The 17,982-nt window shown below is 65.0% G+C and carries 16 protein-coding genes; 9 read left to right on the forward strand and 7 right to left on the reverse strand.

Annotation, left to right across the window (positions count from 1 at the left end; all coding sequences use genetic code 11):
• Positions 1 to 112 precede the first annotated feature (112 nt).
• The 5 genes from C3Y92_RS18400 to leuS all read left to right on the forward strand — a co-directional run bounded on the left by C3Y92_RS18400 (position 113) and on the right by leuS (position 5,337).
• Positions 113 to 1,342: a bifunctional 3,4-dihydroxy-2-butanone-4-phosphate synthase/GTP cyclohydrolase II gene (locus C3Y92_RS18400; protein ID WP_129355065.1), complete on the forward strand. Its 1,230-nt coding sequence runs from the start codon at positions 113 to 115 to the stop codon at positions 1,340 to 1,342.
• A gap of 48 nt (positions 1,343 to 1,390) precedes the next feature.
• Positions 1,391 to 1,861: a 6,7-dimethyl-8-ribityllumazine synthase gene (ribH, locus tag C3Y92_RS18405; RefSeq protein WP_129355067.1), complete on the forward strand. Its 471-nt coding sequence runs from the start codon at positions 1,391 to 1,393 to the stop codon at positions 1,859 to 1,861.
• Positions 1,862 to 1,973: 112 nt separating this feature from the next.
• Positions 1,974 to 2,453, forward strand: a complete 480-nt coding sequence (nusB, locus tag C3Y92_RS18410) for a transcription antitermination factor NusB (protein WP_129355069.1) — start codon at positions 1,974 to 1,976, stop codon at positions 2,451 to 2,453.
• A 30-nt stretch (positions 2,454 to 2,483) separates the two neighbouring features.
• Positions 2,484 to 2,711, forward strand: a complete 228-nt coding sequence (locus tag C3Y92_RS18415; RefSeq protein ID WP_207214010.1) for a hypothetical protein — start codon at positions 2,484 to 2,486, stop codon at positions 2,709 to 2,711.
• A 112-nt stretch (positions 2,712 to 2,823) separates the two neighbouring features.
• Positions 2,824 to 5,337 (forward strand): leucine--tRNA ligase, encoded by a 2,514-nt coding sequence (leuS, locus tag C3Y92_RS18420; protein ID WP_129355071.1) that lies wholly within the window; start codon positions 2,824 to 2,826, stop codon positions 5,335 to 5,337.
• 122 nt (positions 5,338 to 5,459) lie between these two features.
• On the opposite strand, the gene C3Y92_RS18425 is transcribed toward leuS, so the two are convergent.
• The 4 genes from C3Y92_RS18425 to C3Y92_RS18440 all read right to left on the reverse strand — a co-directional run bounded on the left by C3Y92_RS18425 (position 5,460) and on the right by C3Y92_RS18440 (position 9,473).
• Entirely contained in the window at positions 5,460 to 5,840 is a 381-nt protein-coding gene (locus tag C3Y92_RS18425; RefSeq protein WP_207214011.1) for a type II toxin-antitoxin system HicB family antitoxin, read from the reverse strand.
• A gap of 44 nt (positions 5,841 to 5,884) precedes the next feature.
• Positions 5,885 to 6,559, reverse strand: a complete 675-nt coding sequence (locus tag C3Y92_RS18430) for a S1 family peptidase (RefSeq protein WP_129355073.1) — start codon at positions 6,557 to 6,559, stop codon at positions 5,885 to 5,887.
• 143 nt (positions 6,560 to 6,702) lie between these two features.
• Positions 6,703 to 7,815, reverse strand: a complete 1,113-nt coding sequence (locus tag C3Y92_RS18435; RefSeq protein ID WP_235669715.1) for an acyltransferase family protein — start codon at positions 7,813 to 7,815, stop codon at positions 6,703 to 6,705.
• 185 nt (positions 7,816 to 8,000) lie between these two features.
• Positions 8,001 to 9,473, reverse strand: a complete 1,473-nt coding sequence (locus C3Y92_RS18440) for a metallophosphoesterase (RefSeq protein WP_235669537.1) — start codon at positions 9,471 to 9,473, stop codon at positions 8,001 to 8,003.
• Between the two features lie 318 nt (positions 9,474 to 9,791).
• Here C3Y92_RS18440 and C3Y92_RS18445 point away from each other — a divergent pair, with 318 nt between their 5' ends.
• The 3 genes from C3Y92_RS18445 to C3Y92_RS18455 all read left to right on the forward strand — a co-directional run bounded on the left by C3Y92_RS18445 (position 9,792) and on the right by C3Y92_RS18455 (position 12,811).
• On the forward strand, positions 9,792 to 10,682 hold the full coding sequence (locus tag C3Y92_RS18445) for an ABC transporter ATP-binding protein (RefSeq protein ID WP_129355077.1): 891 nt from the start codon (positions 9,792 to 9,794) through the stop codon (positions 10,680 to 10,682).
• Positions 10,683 to 10,774: 92 nt separating this feature from the next.
• Positions 10,775 to 11,455 carry a hypothetical protein gene (locus tag C3Y92_RS18450; RefSeq protein WP_129355079.1) on the forward strand — a complete coding sequence of 227 codons (681 nt, stop codon included), beginning with the start codon at positions 10,775 to 10,777 and terminating at the stop codon, positions 11,453 to 11,455.
• Between the two features lie 9 nt (positions 11,456 to 11,464).
• Positions 11,465 to 12,811, forward strand: coding sequence for a DUF4857 domain-containing protein (locus C3Y92_RS18455; protein WP_129355081.1), 1,347 nt, complete (start codon positions 11,465 to 11,467; stop codon positions 12,809 to 12,811).
• 191 nt (positions 12,812 to 13,002) lie between these two features.
• Here C3Y92_RS18455 and ahbD read toward each other — a convergent pair whose 3' ends face one another.
• Entirely contained in the window at positions 13,003 to 14,166 is a 1,164-nt protein-coding gene (gene ahbD / locus C3Y92_RS18460) for a heme b synthase (RefSeq protein ID WP_129355083.1), read from the reverse strand.
• A gap of 321 nt (positions 14,167 to 14,487) precedes the next feature.
• On the opposite strand from ahbD, the gene C3Y92_RS18465 reads away from it, so the two are divergent.
• A complete protein-coding gene (locus C3Y92_RS18465) occupies positions 14,488 to 15,345 on the forward strand; it encodes a hypothetical protein (protein ID WP_129355085.1) in 858 nt (285 codons plus the stop codon).
• A gap of 208 nt (positions 15,346 to 15,553) precedes the next feature.
• Here C3Y92_RS18465 and hemB read toward each other — a convergent pair whose 3' ends face one another.
• Entirely contained in the window at positions 15,554 to 16,537 is a 984-nt protein-coding gene (hemB, locus tag C3Y92_RS18470) for a porphobilinogen synthase (protein WP_129355087.1), read from the reverse strand.
• Positions 16,538 to 16,564: 27 nt separating this feature from the next.
• Positions 16,565 to 17,815 carry an HDOD domain-containing protein gene (locus C3Y92_RS18475; protein WP_129355089.1) on the reverse strand — a complete coding sequence of 417 codons (1,251 nt, stop codon included), beginning with the start codon at positions 17,813 to 17,815 and terminating at the stop codon, positions 16,565 to 16,567.
• Positions 17,816 to 17,982: the final 167 nt, after the last annotated feature.

Here is a 17,982-nt window from a genome sequence, read left to right on the forward strand (position 1 = left end):
GGCAGCCGGCCTGGAATAGGATGCGTCCCCTTTGCCCCGGCCCGTCCCGGGTCTTTGGTCTTTTCCCCAGGGAGCCGGCCGCACAGCGCCGCCCCGAACGAGGTATACCCACATGCGCTTAAGCCCCATCGAGGACGCCATCGAGGACATCCGCGCCGGACGGATGATCATCCTCGTCGACGACGAAGACCGTGAAAACGAAGGCGACCTCACCGTCGCCGCCGAAAAGGTCACCCCGGAAATCATCAATTTCATGGCCACCCACGGCCGAGGGCTCATTTGCCTGTCACTGGCCCCCAATCTCGTGGACCAGCTCGCCCTGCCCATGATGACCCAGGACAACAAGTCGCCCTTCGGCACCGGCTTCACCGTCTCCATCGAAGCCAAGGTCGGCGTGTCCACCGGCATCTCGGCCTATGACCGGGCCACCACCATCCTGGCCGCCGTGGCCGACGGAGCCGTGCCCGAAGACCTCGTCACCCCGGGACACATCTTCCCCCTGCGCGCCCGCGAAGGCGGCGTGCTGGACCGCGCCGGCCAGACCGAAGGCAGCGTGGACCTGGCCCGCCTGGCCGGCCTCAAGCCCGCCGGCGTCATCTGCGAAATCATGCGCGAAGACGGCAACATGGCCCGGATGCCGGACCTGATTGAGTTCGCCGAGAAGCACAATCTCAAGATCGCCTCCGTGGCCGACCTCATCCGCTACCGCATGCGCTACGGCCATGTGGCCGTGACCAAGGTGGCCGAAGCCACCCTGCCCACGGCCTTCGGCTCGTTTCGGGCCGTGGCCTTCGAGGCCAGCTCGGATAAAAAGACCCACATCGCCCTGGTTAAGGGCGACATTACTCCCGGCGAAGCGGTGCTGGTGCGCGTGCACAGCGAGTGCTTGACCGGCGACGTGTTCGGGTCCCTGCGCTGCGACTGCGGCAACCAGCTGCACGAGGCCATGCGGATGATCGAAGAGGAAGGCAAGGGCGTGATCCTCTACATGCGCCAGGAAGGCCGGGGCATCGGCCTTGGCAACAAGATCAAGGCCTATGCGCTGCAGGACCAGGGCCTGGACACCGTGGAAGCCAACCTCAAGCTCGGCTTCAAGGCCGACCTGCGCGAATACGGCACCGGCGCGCAGATCCTGGTGGAGCTGGGGATCAGCAAGATGCGGCTTATGACCAACAATCCCAAGAAGATCGTGGGGCTTGAGGGCTACGGCCTGGAAGTGGTCGACCGGGTGGCCATCGAGACCTGCCCCTGTTCGGAAAACACCTGCTACCTGACCACCAAGCGCGACCGCATGGGGCATATCCTGCATCTGCCGGACCCCGACTGCGGCCAGGCGAAGTAAACTCGGACATTAATCCAGACGACGGCCCGGCCGTCAGGGAGAACAGCCATGCTGCACGTGAGCACCATCGAAGGCCAGCTTGACGCCAAGGGACTCAAATTCGCCCTGGTGGCCGGCCGCTTCAACGACTTCATCACCGAACGCCTGGTCGGCGGGGCCGTGGACTACCTCGTGCGCCACGGCGGCGACCGCGCCGACCTGACCATCGTGCGCGTGCCCGGAGCCTTCGAGATTCCCCTGGCCGCCAAGAAGCTGGCCGCCTCGGGCAAGTACGACGGCATCATCTGCCTTGGCGCGGTCATCCGCGGCGCCACCCCGCACTTCGATTACGTGGCCAACGAATGCGTCAAGGGCCTGGCCCATGTGATGCTCGAGGCCAACGTGCCTGTGGGCTTTGGCGTGCTGACCGTGGACAACCTGGAGCAGGCCATTGAGCGCGCCGGCAGCAAGGCCGGCAACAAGGGCGTGGAAGCCGCCTCGGCCGTGCTGGAAATGGTCCGCGTTATGGAACAGATTTAGCTTCACGCCCGCCGCGCCGTCCCCCGGCGCGGCGACAACACTTTAGACTCCTTGCATGTCCTCCGGGGTTCCAGCCGGAATCCCGGGGGACGCATCGCCAGGCAACGACACCATGACCGAATCCGACGACAAAAAGCCCATCGTCTCCCGGCGCAAGGCCCGCAAGCAGGCCTTTGAATGCCTTTATGGCCTCATTTTCGAGTCCGCCGCCGACGAACGGTCGCTGTTGCGCCTGTTCAAGCGCTGCCCCCACGACGTGGCCGAGGGCGACGATCCCGCCGGCCAGGATTTCGCCTGGGAGCTGGTGCAGGGCGTGTGGCGCAACCAGCGCGACATCGACGCGGCCATCGTGCGCTTCTCCAAGAACTGGAAAATCTCGCGCATCGCCAAGGTGGAGCTGACCATCCTGCGGCTGGCCGTGCATGAAATTTTAAGCCGCCCGGACATTCCGCTGCGGGTGTCGCTCAACGAAGCCATCGAACTGTCCAAGCGCTACGGCGACGAAAACTCGCGCAACTTTATAAACGGCATCCTCGACGCCCTGGCCAAGGCCGTTGACAGCGGCGAATTCGGGATTCAAAAGGATTTGTAAGCAATCCATCCGGCTTCTGGAGCACTGGCGATGAACATGGAAAAGGTCCTGGCCGATCTGGCCGCCCTGCCGCCGCAGGCCATGGAAGAGGCGGCCGATTTCATCGCGTTTCTGCGGGCGCGGCACGGCTCGGCCGCGTCCGACGCTCCAGCCGAGAGCGAAGCCGCGCCGGGGGATACGTTTTTCGGCCTGTGGCGCGACCGCGCCGACTTGTCCGACGCAAGCGCCTGGGTGGACGGGCTGCGGCGCGACACATAGACAGACGTGCCGAAAACACTCGGGCTTCAGCTTCCGCCCTACTGAGAACTCGACGCGCCGTCCTTTGGCCGGTGTGCGCCAAGACTAATTTTGCGCCAAGGAGCGTTTCCCCATGAGCAAATACGTGCCCGAGGACGTCGAACGGAAATGGCAACGCATTTGGGAAGAAGGCGGCCACTTCCATGTGGAAGCCGACCCTTCCAAGCCCAAGTACTACGTCCTGGAAATGTTCCCCTACCCCTCGGGGCGCATCCACATGGGGCATGTGCGCAACTACTCCATCGGCGACGTGGTGGCCCGGTTCAAACGCATGGAAGGCCACAACGTCCTGCACCCCATGGGCTGGGACGCCTTCGGCATGCCGGCCGAGAACGCCGCCATCAAGCACAAGCTGCATCCCGCCGCCTGGACCATCTCCAACATCGACTCCATGCGCACCCAGCTGCAGCGCCTGGGCTATTCCTATGACTGGCGGCGCGAAATCGCCACCTGCCACCCCGGCTACTACGTCCACGAGCAGCGCTTTTTCCTGAAGTTCCTCGAAAAGGGGCTGGTCTACCGCAAGCACTCGCCCCAGAACTGGTGCGAAACCTGCGGCACGGTGCTGGCCAACGAACAGGTCATCGACGGCTGCTGCTGGCGCTGCGACCAGGCCGTGGTCCAAAAGGACCTGGAACAATGGTTTTTGCGCATCACCGACTACGCCGAGGAACTGCTGGCCGACCTCGACCAGCTCGTCGGCGGCTGGCCCGAGCGCGTGCTCACCATGCAGCGCAACTGGATCGGCAAGTCGGTCGGCGCGGAGATCACCTTCAAGCTGGCCGAACCCGTGGAAGGCGCGGACAGCGTCACCGTGTTCACCACCCGGCCTGACACCCTGTTCGGGGCCACCTTCATGAGTCTGGCCGCCGAACATCCGCTGGTCCCAAGCCTCATCGCCGGCAAGCCCCAGGAAGCCGAGGTGAACGCCTTTGTCGAGAAGGTGCGCAACCTCGACCGCATCGTGCGCTCGGCCGATGATCTGGAAAAAGAGGGCGTCTTTACCGGTGCCTACTGCGTCAACCCGGCCACGGGCAAACAAATCCCCATCTATGTCGCCAACTTCGTGCTCATGGGCTACGGCACCGGCGCGGTCATGGCCGTGCCGGCCCACGACCAGCGCGACTTCGAATTCGCCCGCAAGTACGACCTGCCCCTGACCGTGGTCATCGAACCCAAGGGCGAAACCCTCGACGCCTCGGCCATGACGGCGGCCTATGTCGATCCCGGCGTGCTGACCGCTTCCGAGCAGTTCACCGGGATGGACAACGAGGCGGCCAAGGCGGCCATTATCGACTGGCTCGACGGTTCCGGGCGCGGTAAGAAAAGCATCAATTATCGCCTGCGCGACTGGAACATCTCCCGCCAGCGCTACTGGGGCGCGCCCATCCCGGTCATCTACTGCGAGTCCTGCGGCATCGTGCCCGTGCCCGACGCCGATTTACCCGTGGAGCTGCCCCGCGATCTGGCGCTCATGCCCGACGGCCGCTCGCCCCTGCCCCATTCGCCGTCGTTTACCGACGTCGCCTGCCCCATCTGCGGCGGCAAGGCCCGGCGCGAGACCGACACCCTGGACACCTTTTTCGAGTCGTCCTGGTACTTCGCCCGCTACGCCTCGGCCAGGGAGGCCGGCCGGCCGTTTGATCCGGCGGAGCTGGCCTACTGGCTGCCCGTGGACCAGTACATCGGCGGCATCGAACACGCCATTTTGCACCTGCTCTACTCGCGCTTTTTCGTCAAAGCCTTGCGCGACCTCGGCTACGTCGGCTTCGACGAGCCCTTTGCCCACCTGCTCACCCAGGGCATGGTCATCAAGGACGGCTCGAAGATGAGCAAGTCCAAGGGCAACGTGGTGGACCCGGACCTCATGATCGGCAAGTACGGGGCCGACACGGTGCGTGTGTTTATCCTCTTTGCCGCGCCGCCGGAAAAGGATCTGGAGTGGAGCGACACGGGCATCGAGGGGGCTTCGCGCTTCCTGTCGCGTCTGTGGCGCTTGGTGACCGAGGAGCTTTCGGGCCTGCTTGTCCCCATGCCGGCCTGCGCTCCGGCCGAGTCGCTGGGGCTGGACGGCTTGGCCCCCCTTTTCGCCGAGCTGCGCCGCCGCGAACACGCCGCCGCCGCCAAGGCCGGGGCCGACATCCGCGAGCGGTTCCAGTTCAACACGGCCATCGCCGCCGCCATGGAGCTGGTCAACTTCCTCTACGCCAACGTCGAGGCCCTGCGGGCCGAGCCCAAGGGGGCCAAGGCCGTGTCCTCGGCCGTGGCCACGCTCCTTACCGTGCTCTCGCCCATTGCCCCGCACATCTGCGAGGAGCTGTGGCAGACCGTGGGCCACACGAACCTGCTGTTAAACGAGCCCTGGCCGACCCATGATCCGGCCGCCCTGACTTCCGACACGGTGGAAATCGTGGTGCAGGTCTGCGGCAAGCTGCGCGGCAAGCTCACCGTGCCGGCCGACGCCGACAACGCCGCCCTGGAGCAGGCCGCCCTGGCCGAACCCAACGTGGCCAAGCACATCGAGGGCAAGACCGTGCGCAAGGTCATCGTGGTGCCGGGTAAGCTGGTCAACGTGGTGGCCAACTAGGCCGCCGACTGCGCCGTCAAGAACGCCAAAAGCCGGGGGGACGTCCGTCCTCCCGGCTTTTTTATTCAGGATGGGGGCAGTTCAGGGCCGGTGGCCGCAAACGCCGCTCGCGCCATGGTCCGTCAGGGCCGCCCTGGCCGCCCGCAGCAAAAACGAGGAACGGCTGACCCCTTCCGCTCTGGCCGGGCGTCGATGGCCTCCAAATCCGCTTGGGGCAGCATGACGTTGACGCGCACGTTTTTCGGCCTGGCTTCGGGCAGGGACACGAGCACGGCCACGCCGTCGGCGAAATCGGGATGGCGGGCCACGGCGTCCAACGACATGGGGCGCGGCGGCGAAAGGCCGTCCTCGGCCAGACCGCGCACATGCAGGGCCAGGACCTCGGCCGCCATGCGACGGGCTTCTTCCAGGGTTTCGCCGGCCGTGACGCAGCCCGGGAAATCCGGAAACGACACGCCCCAATCCGAGTCCGCGTCCTTGTGGATGACGGCGATATAGTCCACGGGATTATTTCCTGTCTCATTGCTAACAAGCAACACCGCAACAACTAGCTTGGCAAAGGTAGCAAAAAACCTTTCGGGTTAGATCGAATAAGACCAACAGCGTGCTTAACTCCATAAGATATCACAATTCCAGTATTATATTTATATCTACATTCCGTCTCTATCCCAGACTTATAGACAGGATCTTCATTGTACTGATAGCCAGATATTACAGAGCACACTTTGAAAGCCTTTAAAGAATTATCCCAAAAAACTACTGGGCCACCTGAAAATCCTGGATTATTATGTCCATCGACATAAATAACTTCTTTTAACCCAAACTCTATACAGGAGACAATCCCTTTCTTGACAAATGGCAATGGATATCCTGCATTCATAAGTCCTATATCACCCCTCATTCCATACGGGAAACCAAGAAAAAAAACGTCTTGACCATATAACAAGCCTTCAGACTCCGCCAAGAGAGGATGCTGCGGTGCTATTTGTACAGGCAAGGCCACCACAGAGATGTCAACATCGCCATCACAACTTCCAACAAATAAAAACTCTGTATCCTTCCACTTGCCTTCATGAAACACACTAAAAGACGACTTGTTGCCCAAAACATGCCGAGCAGTTACGACATATTGTCGTCCGTCAACATCAACAGCAAAACACGTTCCAACTGAACCTTCGGACTTAATATGAAACACTCTATGAATTACATTAGCCGTTATCATCAACACACCTCAAAAAGTTTAGTGCAACAAAACAACGTCGACTGCCAAAACACACAATATGCAAAAATAAAACATAGGACATACTAAAAAATAATTTTTTGCAAACAAAAACAACAATGCCAAAGACTATAATCCAGAGAATATCAACAAGTTGCTCGCCGCTTGCGCAGCGGCGCGCCGGTCAGCACGGCGTACAGCTTTGGCGTAAACCGCGACAGGCCCCGGGCCAGCCAATACAGCAGGATCAGGGCGGCCAGGCCCGGCAGCACGAAGGCGACGAGCTGCGCCGCCGGCCCCTGGGGCACCCATGCGGCCAGAAGCCGCGTCTGCAGGATCGATACGGTCGGCTCGTGGGTCAGGAAGATGAAAAAACTCGCCCCGGCCATGCGGTGCAACAGCCCGCTGCCCATGATCCAGGGCTGGCGCGACAGACACCACAAGGCGACCACGCCGAGCATCTGGTAAAACCGCTTGCCCATGGCATAGACCACCACGTCCTGGGTCAGCCACGGGGCCAGCCCGACCACGGCCGTGGCCAGGACGAAAAGCGGCAACACCCACCGGTCCAGCCGGGCCGTGTCGCCCAGGTCCAGCCCGGACCGGGCCAGCAAGCCGCCGCAATAAAACCAGAAGGCGAAGCCGCAAAAGCCGTATTCGTCGGCCGGACGCTCGACAAACCATAAGACGAACAGCAGCGCCAGCCCGGCGCGCGGCAGCCGGCGAAAAAACAGCAGAAACACCGGTGTGACGGCAAAGACCTTGAGCAATTCGCGCAAAAACCACAGCGGGTAATTGACCGGCGAGGTGTCGTAGCCCAAGAGCTTGGGCAGGATGCCGGCTTCCAGGATGTAGGACCGGCCGCCGAACTGGGCAATGCTGCCGACCCACAAAAACCAGGCGATCCAGATGGCGTTGAAAATGAGAAACGGCAGGCCGATGGAATAGAGCTTGCGGCCCATGAGCTGGGCGTAGCCGGCCGGGGTGAGTTCGAGCTTTCGCAGCAGCAGATAGCCGGAAATGGCGAAAAACAGCGGCACGGCCAGACAGGCCGGCCCCCGGTTGAAGGCCGTGGCCGCGAACTGCACTACCGGGCCGTCAAAGGGAACCAGCACGCCCAGGTACCGGCCGCCGTGGCACAGGACGATCAGCCCGATGAGCACGATGCGCAGCACGTCGATGCGCGCCGAAACGCCGGCCTCGACCGGTCCGCGACAAGGGGCGAAACCGCCCGGGGGTGAGGAAAGAAACAAACACACTCCGAAAGATGGGGACGAAACGCCAAGGCTTTTGCCGCCCGACAGCCCAGGGAAAAAGCCGCGACCACAGCCATGTCGACTGCGTCGGATCATCCTCCCGGCCGGTTACAGCACGACCTGCCCCTCAAGGCCCAGGCCCGGCCCTCACGGAGAACGCTACGAACGCTTCTGGGGGCTTCTACCCGTCATGAACCGCCAGGGCAAGCCGCTGCGGCAGGCGACGGCGCCCCGCCCTGCCCGGCAAGCGGCACGGTCCACGGGGCCAGGGCCGTGGGCGGGCTCCAGGCCTCCCAAACCGTTCGGGTCGGCGAGGCGATGGCCCGCCAGAAAGCCGGGAAACTCGCTTCCGTGACTTCGACATGGGGACTGCCCAGGTCGAAATGGGCGGCAAAGGCCTCCCGACGGGCCGGACACTGGCCCAGATCGAGATACGTCGCCTGCCAGTCAGCCGGGTCACGAAGCCCCCGGCCATAGGCGGCCGACCAGACGTATTCCTCCCGCCAGCCGGTTCCGGGCTTGGCCAGATCCAGGAAATAGGTGGCCACATCGAGCAGTTCCAGCGTGGCCCGGTCGTAAGTGTGGAGCTGGTAGCCGGGGTTGTTGCCGGTGATGGGCGAGATGGACGGGGCCAACCCCATGCCGCCGGCCGGCTCGCCGCTGGATGTCTTCCAGATGCGGAAATCATCGCGGTGGACATGCCCGGCAAACGCCGCCTTGACGACGGTTGGCGCGTAGGCGGCCAGGAGTTTGGCGTAGGCCTCGTTTTGTTCCTCGCGCAGGAACCCTTTGTAGCGGTCCTCATCCTTTCGGGCCAGGGCCACGCCGCTGGCCATGCTGTCGTCGCCGGGAGGAATATGGGCCATAAGCCAGACCTTTTGCCCGCGCGCCTTGGCCCCGGCCAGTTCGCGCTCCAGGAAAGCCAGCACCGGGTCGCCCAAAGCCGCGTTCGGGTGCTTTGTGGAGAGGAAAACATTGTTGATCACCACCAGCCGCACGCCGCCGGCCTCGGCCAGGGTCACGGCATAGCAGCCGTACTGGGGATAGGTGGCTCCGAAGTCGGCCCGGGCCGATTCGCTTGGCAGCAAGGCGGCCATGGCCTGGGCAGTCAGGGTGAGGTAGGGGCTGTTGGGGGCGATGCGGTAGTCGCCCTCCACGCTGTCGTTGTTGCCAAGGGCCGCGTAGACCGGCACCCCCGGGAAACGCCGGGCCACTTCGCTGAAGAAATAGGCCACGGTCTTTTGGATGAAGGCCTCCAGCCCGGCCTGGGTCCTGTCCTTGGAAAGCTTGGGATACAGCGTCCAGAAATCGTGGCACAAAAGGTCGCCCGGAAACAGGATGAAGTCCGGGCGCGGACTCCTGGCGGCCATGTCGTCCAGAAACGACTGAAACAGGGCGTTGTTGGCGTCCTGGCCGTAGGGCGACAGCCCCGGCTTGGACCGGGCCAGGATGGCCCGCCACCACTCCACCGGCGAGGCGGCCAGCTCGCGCACCAGGGAGGGATCGGCAAAGGGCGAGAAATGGACGTCGGAAAACAGCGAGAAACTCCCCTTGGCTCCGGGCTGGGAGGCCGTATACGAAGAGAACGGCCCCGATGGGCAGTTCTCCTCGGCCAGGGCCGGCCAAACCGCCAACGCCAGACACGCGAGCAGTATCCCCAATACCCGCCCCGCCAGCCACGAAAACCGTCCCGCGCCCTTCCGATCACGCCTGCTCTGCCTGTCCATGCGCCCTCCCGATGTCCTTGTCCGAGCCCTTTTCCCAGCCAGACCCCAGGCCGTACTTTGCCGCTTCTTCGGGTTCTTCCATGCACCGGCTTTTCTGGCAACCCCGGCGACAAGAATTGCGGCTCTTCATGCGCTGGAAAACGCGCTGATCCGATCCAAGGGCACAACCGAAACAAGGGGATACTCTGGAGCCGGCATTTTCATTTGACCTTCTAAATGAAATTGATTATCGCTCTCGACAACGGAAAGGCCATGCAGGAACACGTCATCAAAATTCGCGGTTTGCGCCACAGCTACAACGGCCGGGTCATCCACAAGGGCCTCGACCTCGACGTGGAGCGCGGCCGGGTGGTGGGGTTGCTTGGGAAAAACGGCGTGGGCAAGACCACGCTCATCAACATCCTCATGGGTTTCCTGCGCCCGGCAGCCGGGCGCTGCTTAGTCTTCGGCGAGCCCTCCCACGGTCTGTCCCCGGCGACCAAAAGCCGGGTGGGCCTGCTCTTTGAAGGCCACCTGGCCTATGATTTCATGACCATCGATCAGATTGAACGTTTCTATCGCCGCTTCTACCCCCGCTGGAACACCGGACGCTTCCGCGATCTCATGGCCCGTCTGGGACTGCCCGGAAGCCACCGCATCCGCCACATGTCCGAGGGGCAACGCTCCCAGGTGGTCCTTGGCCTCATCTTCGCCCAGGAACCGGATCTGCTCATCCTCGACGACTACGCCATGGGCCTGGACGCCGGGTATCGCCGCCTGTTCGTGGACTATCTGGCCGATTTCGCCCGGGAAGGCGGACGAACGGTGTTTTTGACCTCCCATGTCATCGAAGACATGGAGCGGCTGGTGGACGAACTTGTGCTGCTGCGCGCCGGCGGCGAGGCCCGGCGGATGCCCTTGGCCGCCTTTCGCGACGACTTTCGCTGCTACGTCCTGCCCGGCGACGACCGTGAGGTTCCCCGGGCCGGCGGAGCCATCCACAACGTCGAGCGAGCGGCCGGAGGGCGCTACGAAATCTTCAGCTTCGCCGAAGCGGCGGAGGTGGCCAAGGCCCTGGCCGCTTCCGGCGTCTCGCCCGAGGGGCTGGCTCCCCAGGCCATGAGCCTGGAAGACGCCTTTGTCGGCTACACGGGGCGGTATTAGCGCCGCAATTCCACGACCGTATCGGCAACAACCGCCCATGCCGCGAGATGACGGCGGGGCCATACGTTCGTGCCAAGGATGGAACACGAGCCATGACACGCGCGCTTTTCTGGAAAGAGTGGCTCAAGGTCCGGGCCGCCTTTGTCGCCCTGGCCGCAGCCCATGTCGCGGCCGGCGTCTGGGCCGTGGTCGCCCTGCGGGCGGCCTTTGCCGCCGAGCATCCCGAATCGGTCTGGTATCAGGCCGCCGTGCTCGGCAACGTCTCCTTCGACATCCTGCGCCATCTGCCCTGGGCCGGCGGCCTGGCCCTGGCCTGCGCCCAGCACCTGCCCGAAACGCGGGGCAAGCGGCTGCGCCTGACCCTGCACCTGCCCGTGACCATGCAGCGGGCGCTTTCCTGCTCCTTGGCCCTGGGGCTGGGCCTTTGCGGCTGTCTGGCCGCCTGGGACCTGGCCGTGGTCGGACTTTCGGCGGCCGCGCGGTTTCCCCGGGAGATCGTCACGGCCCAGCTGGCCGCCCTGGCCCCTTGGGAAGCGGCCGGACTGGCCGCCTATCTCGGGGCCACGAGCCTGCTGTTCGAACCGACCACGGCCGGCCGGGCGCAACTGCTCCTCGTGGCCGCCGGCGTGGCGGCCGTGTTTCTGCTCCCGGCCGCGCCCGGAGCCTGGGGCCATCCCGGAGCCCTGACCCTGGGACTGACGCTGCTGGCCGCCTTGACCGCCGTGCCGTTTCTGGCCGTCTCCCGCCAACGCCTCACCGGCAAGAACCAATAAGGCCCCGCCATGCATGCCGCTGCCCTGGGCCGCATCGCCCTGGCCCTTGCTACCTGCCTCGTGGCCGCCGTCTGGCTGCCCCTTGGCCTCGACGCCCTGCTTGGCCTGCGCAGCGTGCGCAGCATCGCCCTTTTCAGCCCCGTGGCCGGCCAATTCGTCTTTCGCGAATACCTCACGCCCCGTCAGGAAGCCGCCCTGCCCGCCGCCGAGGCCGGGCTGGCCGAACATGGGCTGCTGCACCGCGACGCCTCGGGCAACGCCCTTTCCCGCACGGACTTCGAAAACGCCCTGCCCTTCCAGTACGCCGAAAGCCTGCGGGTGCGCGGGCTTTTGCCCGTCACCATCCAAGGCCGGGCATTCGACGCCGAGGCCCTGCGCCAGGGCCGGCTCATCCTGGGCATCCGGCCGGCCGACGTCGCCGGGGGCCGGCCCGATCCGGGCCTCCACGCCCTGCTTGATTCCCGGCCCGACCGGGTCACCCTCGTCTTTCCCGAGGACCGCTTCCGCCTGGCCGGCCGGCTGGAATTCGTCAACGCCGACCACAACGCCCCGGACCCGGCCCTCACCGAGGCGGTCAACGCCGCCCTGGCCGCCGCCGGCTTCGTCTTTCCGGCCACGGCCGCCTACGGCCGCGACACGTTGCTCAAGCCCTTTGACGCCGGCTGGTTTCTCACCGACGCCGCCGGCGGGCTGTACCAGCTGCGCCGGGTGCGCGACCTGCCCCAGGTCGCCCGGGTGTCCCTGCCCCCGGGCGAGGGCGTGGCCCATGTGCAGGTGCAGGAGGCGGCCGGCGGGGCGGCCCTGGGCCTTATGGTCGGCACGTCGGGCACGGTCTACCGGCTCGGCGGCGACCTTGGCCTTCGGGCGCTGCCCTGCCGGGGCTACGATCCGGCCCGGCATTGGCTCAAGGCCGTCATTGATCCTTTTGGCGACGCCTGCATCGTGGATGACGCCGCCGCCATCGCCGCCGCCTACCGGCCGGCCGGCGGCGGGCCGGAAATCCGGGCCGCCCGGGCCGTGCCCTCGGGCGAGCCCGGCCCCGGGACCATGGTTTCCTGGCTCTTATGTCCCCTGCGCCTGACCCTAACCCCGGAAACGAGCGACTTTGTCGCGCCGACCCTGGCCGTGGGCGGCCTGTGGTCGGCCCTGGGGGCCGGACTGTGGGCCGCCGTCGCCGGGGCGTATGCCTGGAGAAAGGGCGGGGCAGCCGCCGTGCCCCTGGCGGCCGCCTGCGGCGCGGCCGGCGGGCTTGGCGGGCTGGTCATGCTCTTCTGGACGCCACACAGACCTTGCGCATCACCGCTTGACGACAACCCTGTCGCCTGCCCCGCCGTCGCCGGCGCTCCAAACGGCTGATCGGCCCCACCCTTGGACAATTTTGACCGCAAAAAAAGCGCGACGACCGCATCCCGGCCGCCGCGCTTCCAACTTAACGCCGCTCACGATTTCCCCCAAGTGGGGGGTCCGGGGGCCTCACCCTGCAATCAACATATTGATTTAATTTTATATTTATAAAACACAACTGTCGTTATGTTTTATAATTGGCATTATTCGCCCGCCTTGGGCGGGGTGTAGTCGCACAGGGGTTCCGGAGCCATGTAGTTGCCGGACATGGTCTGGGCCCGGGCCCGGCAGCCGCCGCAGACGCGGTGGTACTGGCACACGCCGCACTTGCCTTCGTATTCGTCCTTGTTGCGGAACTGAAGGAACTGGCGCGAGGTGCGCCAGATTTCCGGGAACGGCTTTTCGCGCACCTGGCCGCAGTCGAGGTCGAGGTAGCCGCAGGGCTGGACCTGGCCCACGGCCGAGATGAAGCAAAAGCCGGTGCCGCCCAGGCAGCCGCGCGTCATGGCGTCCATGCCGAAGGTGTCCGGGGTGACGGCCAGGCCCTCGGCCTTGGCCCGCTGGCGCATGATCCGGTAGTAGTGCGGGGCGCAGGTGGCCTTCAAGTGCATATTGGTGGTCTTGCGGAAGTCGTAGAACCAGTTGAGGACTTCCTCGTATTCCTTGGCCGTGATGATCTCCGCCCCGAGCTGGGCGGCCCGGCCGGTGGGCACCAGCAGGAAGATGTGCCAGGCGGCGGCCCCGAGCTTTTCGGCCAGTTTGAAGATCTCCTTGAAGTTGCCCATGTTGTGCCGGGTCACGGTGGTGTTGATCTGGAACTCCATGCCGGCGGACTTCAGGTATTCGATGCCGCGAAGCGCCCCTTCAAACGCACCGGGCACGCCCCGGAAGTCGTCGTGGTCGGCGGCGGTGGGGGCGTCTATGGAGATGGAGCAGCGGGCAATGCCCGAGGCCTTGATCTCCCGGGCGTTTTCCGGGGTGATCAGCGTGCCGTTGGGAGCCATGACGCAGCGCAGGTCGCGGCTTCTGGCGTGGCGCACGAGGTCGAAGATGTCGGGACGCAACAGCGGCTCGCCGCCGGTGAAGATGATGATGGGGCTGCCGGTCTCGGGGAAGGTGTCGATGAGCGCCTTGGCGTCCTTGGTGTCGAACTCGCCCGGCCAGGGATCGAGGCAGGCCTCGGCCCGGCAGTGCTTGCAGGCCAGGTTGCAGGCCCGGGTGACTTCCCAGGCGACGAGGCGAAGCGGCGGCGCGCCGGCCGGGCCGGTCTGGGGGTGGCCGCCCGGATGCCCGAGTGGATGGCCGCCGGGGTGGCCGGAGCCCATGCCGTGGGGATGGCCGGAACCTTTGCTGTGGGGATGCTGCATATGGCGTGGGCCGCGACGACGCGCGTCGCGGCGTCCTCCTTGGCGGGAATTTGCCGCCGGTTTGGCGGCGACGGTCCGCTCAATATAACGGTTGGGCGGCGCGAGGCAAGGCACGGGCGGGGGCTTGCCCGGGGAGTGGCGACGGGAGCCGGAGACGTTGCCCGGCTGGGAGGGCGGAGATCACCTCTACGAGGCAGCCGCCGCCCTCTGCGCTCACCACGCGTCCAGCCTGGAGCTGCGGCGAGACAAGGGCACGCCCGCCTTGACATTACTTTGAAAATGCCATCCATCGTATGCATTCTGGCAACCAAGGAGCCGACCATGAAATCCGCCGCGACCCCGTTCGAATTCGTTGCCGCCTGCTTCGTCGTCGCCTGCCTCGCGCTGTTGCCGTCCATGCCGCGCGCCGCCCACGGCGAAACCCTGGCCCAATGGCAAAAGACCAACACGGACAAGAACATCGTCGTCAAAGGCAACCGGATCACATTTTACGGCCTCGACGTCGCCTTCAAGAAGAGTCGCGATCCCATGACGCCCTGGGTCGTCGATGCCGTGTACAAGGGCAAGAAAATCCTCACGTCGGCCCAGACGACCGACACGTTCAAGCAAACGGAAATCGCCGTCGATTTTCCCAAGCACGGCATGGCCACCCTGGTGCTTAAACTCTTCGACGGCGGAGCCAGTTGTTGCTGGACCCATGAAGTATTCACCTACGACGGCGCATCCATCAGCTATGCCCGGGTCGCCATCGGCTGGGACGGTTCCTTTTCGCCTTTTGCGCAGGACGGCTTGCTGGAAACCGTTGACCACAGTTTAAACGGCTTCAGCGACATGGCCCCCAACGACGTCGTCATCGATTATTATCCCGGTTCCCACCCCGCCCCGATCCGCTACGGCGTTTTCGCCGATGGCGGCTGGCGTCCCGACAAGCCGGGCGAATTCCCCAAGCGGTACGAGGCCCTCGAAGCGGCGGCCAAACATGCGGCCGCCAACGCCGCCGCCAATGAAGAAAAGCATCTGGAGGCGGCCACCGCCGCCTACTACTGCCTCATGGCCGGCAAGGCCAAGCCCCAATGCCTGGCCGACCTCAAGGCCAACCTGCCCCAGGGCTATCAGCCCTTGGCCGGATCGCTGCTCGACGCCATCGACACCTCGGTCCAGAAGTTCAGCTTCCATTAATCCGGCGTCTGGTCTGGGCCGCGCTCCGGCTTGGGGCCCAACGTCCGGTCGATGCGTCGGGAGCGGGACACAGCGGCTCGCCACTTCAGGCCCGGCCGCCGGCCGGGAACGGCAGACGGCAAAACGAGACCGCCCCAGCCTGCAAAACGCAAACGGCGTCCGGAAGCCTCGCTCCCGGACGCCGTTTCTTCGTGGCCGCCGCGCCGCCCTATTTGAGCCAGGGCAGCACTTCCTCGGCAAAATAGGTGATAATCATGTCCGCCCCCGCCCGCTTGATGCCCAGCAGCGCCTCAAGCACCGACCGCTTGGGGTCGAGCCAGCCGTTGGCGATGGCCGCTTTGAGCATGGCGTACTCGCCGCTGACCTGGTAGGCGGCGATGGGCGTGTCGAAATTGTCCCGCAGCGCCCGCAAGACATCGAGATACGGCATGGCCGGCTTGACCATGAGGATATCCGCGCCTTCGGCCAGATCGGCCGCCGCCTCGCGCAGGCCTTCGCGGTAATTGGCCGGGTCCATCTGGTAGCCCCGGCGGTCGCCGAAGGCCGGGGCGCTGTCGGCGGCGTCACGGAAGGGACCGTAGAAGGCCGAGGCGTATTTGACGGCGTAGCTCATGATGGGGATGTGGGAAAAGCCGGCCTCGTCCAGGGCTTCCCGGATGGCCGCCACCCGGCCGTCCATCATGTCCGAGGGGGCCACGATGTCGGCCCCGGCCCGGACCTGGCTCACGGCGGTCTTGGCCAAAAGCTCCAGGGTCGGGTCGTTTCGCACCTCGCCGTGGCCGTCGAGCAGGCCGCAGTGGCCGTGGCTTGTGTATTCGCACAGGCACACGTCGGTGACCACGGTGAGCGACGGATAGGTTTCCTTCAGGCGCGTGACGGCCCGCTGCACGATGCCGTCGTCGGCGTAGGCCCCGGAGCCGGCCGGGTCCTTTTTGGCCGGCAGCCCGAAGACGATGGCCGCCCGCAGCCCCAGGTCCATGGCCTGGCCCACCCGGGCCACCAGCCGCTCCACCGAGAACTGGCTCTGGCCGGGCATGGATTTGATGGGTTTTTCAAAGTCGGCGTCCGGGGTATCGACCACGAAATAGCCCTGGATCAGGTCGGCCGGGCGCAGTTCGGTCTCGCGGACCAGGTCGCGCAGCCCTGCCGTGCGCCGCAGACGACGGCCACGGTGGAAATCACCGATATTCACAATACACCTCGTTTTCTGGGAGTTGTATCAAGACTTGCGGACAGGGAAAAAGGCGCTGACGATCTCTTCCACCTGGGCCAGCCCGGCTTTGGCCAGCTCGCCCAGTCGCTCGGGGGCGACGCCGAGCCGCTCCCAGGCCGGGGCGTCGAGGATAGGCGCGACAAAGGAAGCCGGCGGCGAAATGCCCATGCCCACGGCCATGAAATCGGCCACATGGAGGATGGCCGGCTCCACGTTGCCGGCGCAGCTGGCCGGCTTGTGATGGCAGGCCACGCAGGACACCAACGCGTCGGGGAACTTCCAGGCCCGCAGCAGCAGCCCGCCGACCAGCGGATGGGAAAACCCCATGACCTCTTCCTCGGCGGCGTAGAGCGGCAAGCCGTTGGCCTTGGCGTAGTAGATGGCTTCCACGGCGGCGTGGGGCATCTTCTTAAACAGCACCAGCCGGCCGATGTCGTGGAGGATGCCGGCGACAAAAAGTCGCTCGGCCCCGCCCTGGCCGGCCGCCGCGCCCAGCAGCCGGGCGTAGACGCCAACGGCCACGGAATGCTCCCAGAACGTGCGCATGTTGATCAGTTCCGGGGGAATGTCCTTAAAGGCGTTCATGGCCGAAATGCCCAGCACCAGGGTGGAAATCTCCTGGCCGCCGATGACCATGACCGCCCGGGAAATGGAGTCGATGCGCTGGGGCAGGCCGTAAAAAGGGCTGTTGACGAGCTTTAACAACTTGGCCGAAAGGCTTGTGTCCTTGCTGACGACGTCGGCCACCTGGCTGGGCGAGCTGGTGGGCGCATCGAGGATCTGGCGGATCTTGAAATAGATGTCCGGGAAAGACGCCAGCTTGACTTCGCTGGTGACGATGTCCTTGACGCTGCCTTCCTCGCGGAAAAACATGTCGGTCATGGATTCGGCCCGGGGACTGGGGAAAATATCGGGCAACAGCGGCGCGCCGGCGGCCAGCTCCCGGGCCTGGCGCAGCACCGCGGCTTCGTAGACGGCGGCCACGGCCGGGTGCTCGACGTCGTTGGCGGCAAAACGCCGGACCACGTACTGGGCGCTGGCTTCGATCAGGGCCGGGTCGAGATTGGCCGCGCTGGCCATGGCCTCGTCCTGGCCGCTGCCCACGTCGGCCTGGACCACGCCGCGACGCCGCAGGCTGGCGATATGGCTCTCGGTAAGGACGATCCCCTTGGGCAACAGCATATTGCCGTCCGGCCCCTTGAGATCGGAGGCCAGGGTCATGCCGGATTCCAGGGCGTCCACAGGCAACCAGGCCACGGTCTCCCCCTTGCCGGCCGCCCTTGCCGAACGGCGGCCAGTCGTAATCGCAACACTATTCCTTTTTCCCGTGCACGGTCAACCGGGGAAGAGGCTTTACAGACCAGCGGCCCGGGCGTATGAAGCCGCCGGGAAAACACACGGCCGCCCGGCCAGCAAGGGGATGC

The sequence above is a fragment of the Solidesulfovibrio carbinolicus genome, assembly GCF_004135975.1.
GTDB lineage: Bacteria > Desulfobacterota > Desulfovibrionia > Desulfovibrionales > Desulfovibrionaceae > Solidesulfovibrio > Solidesulfovibrio carbinolicus.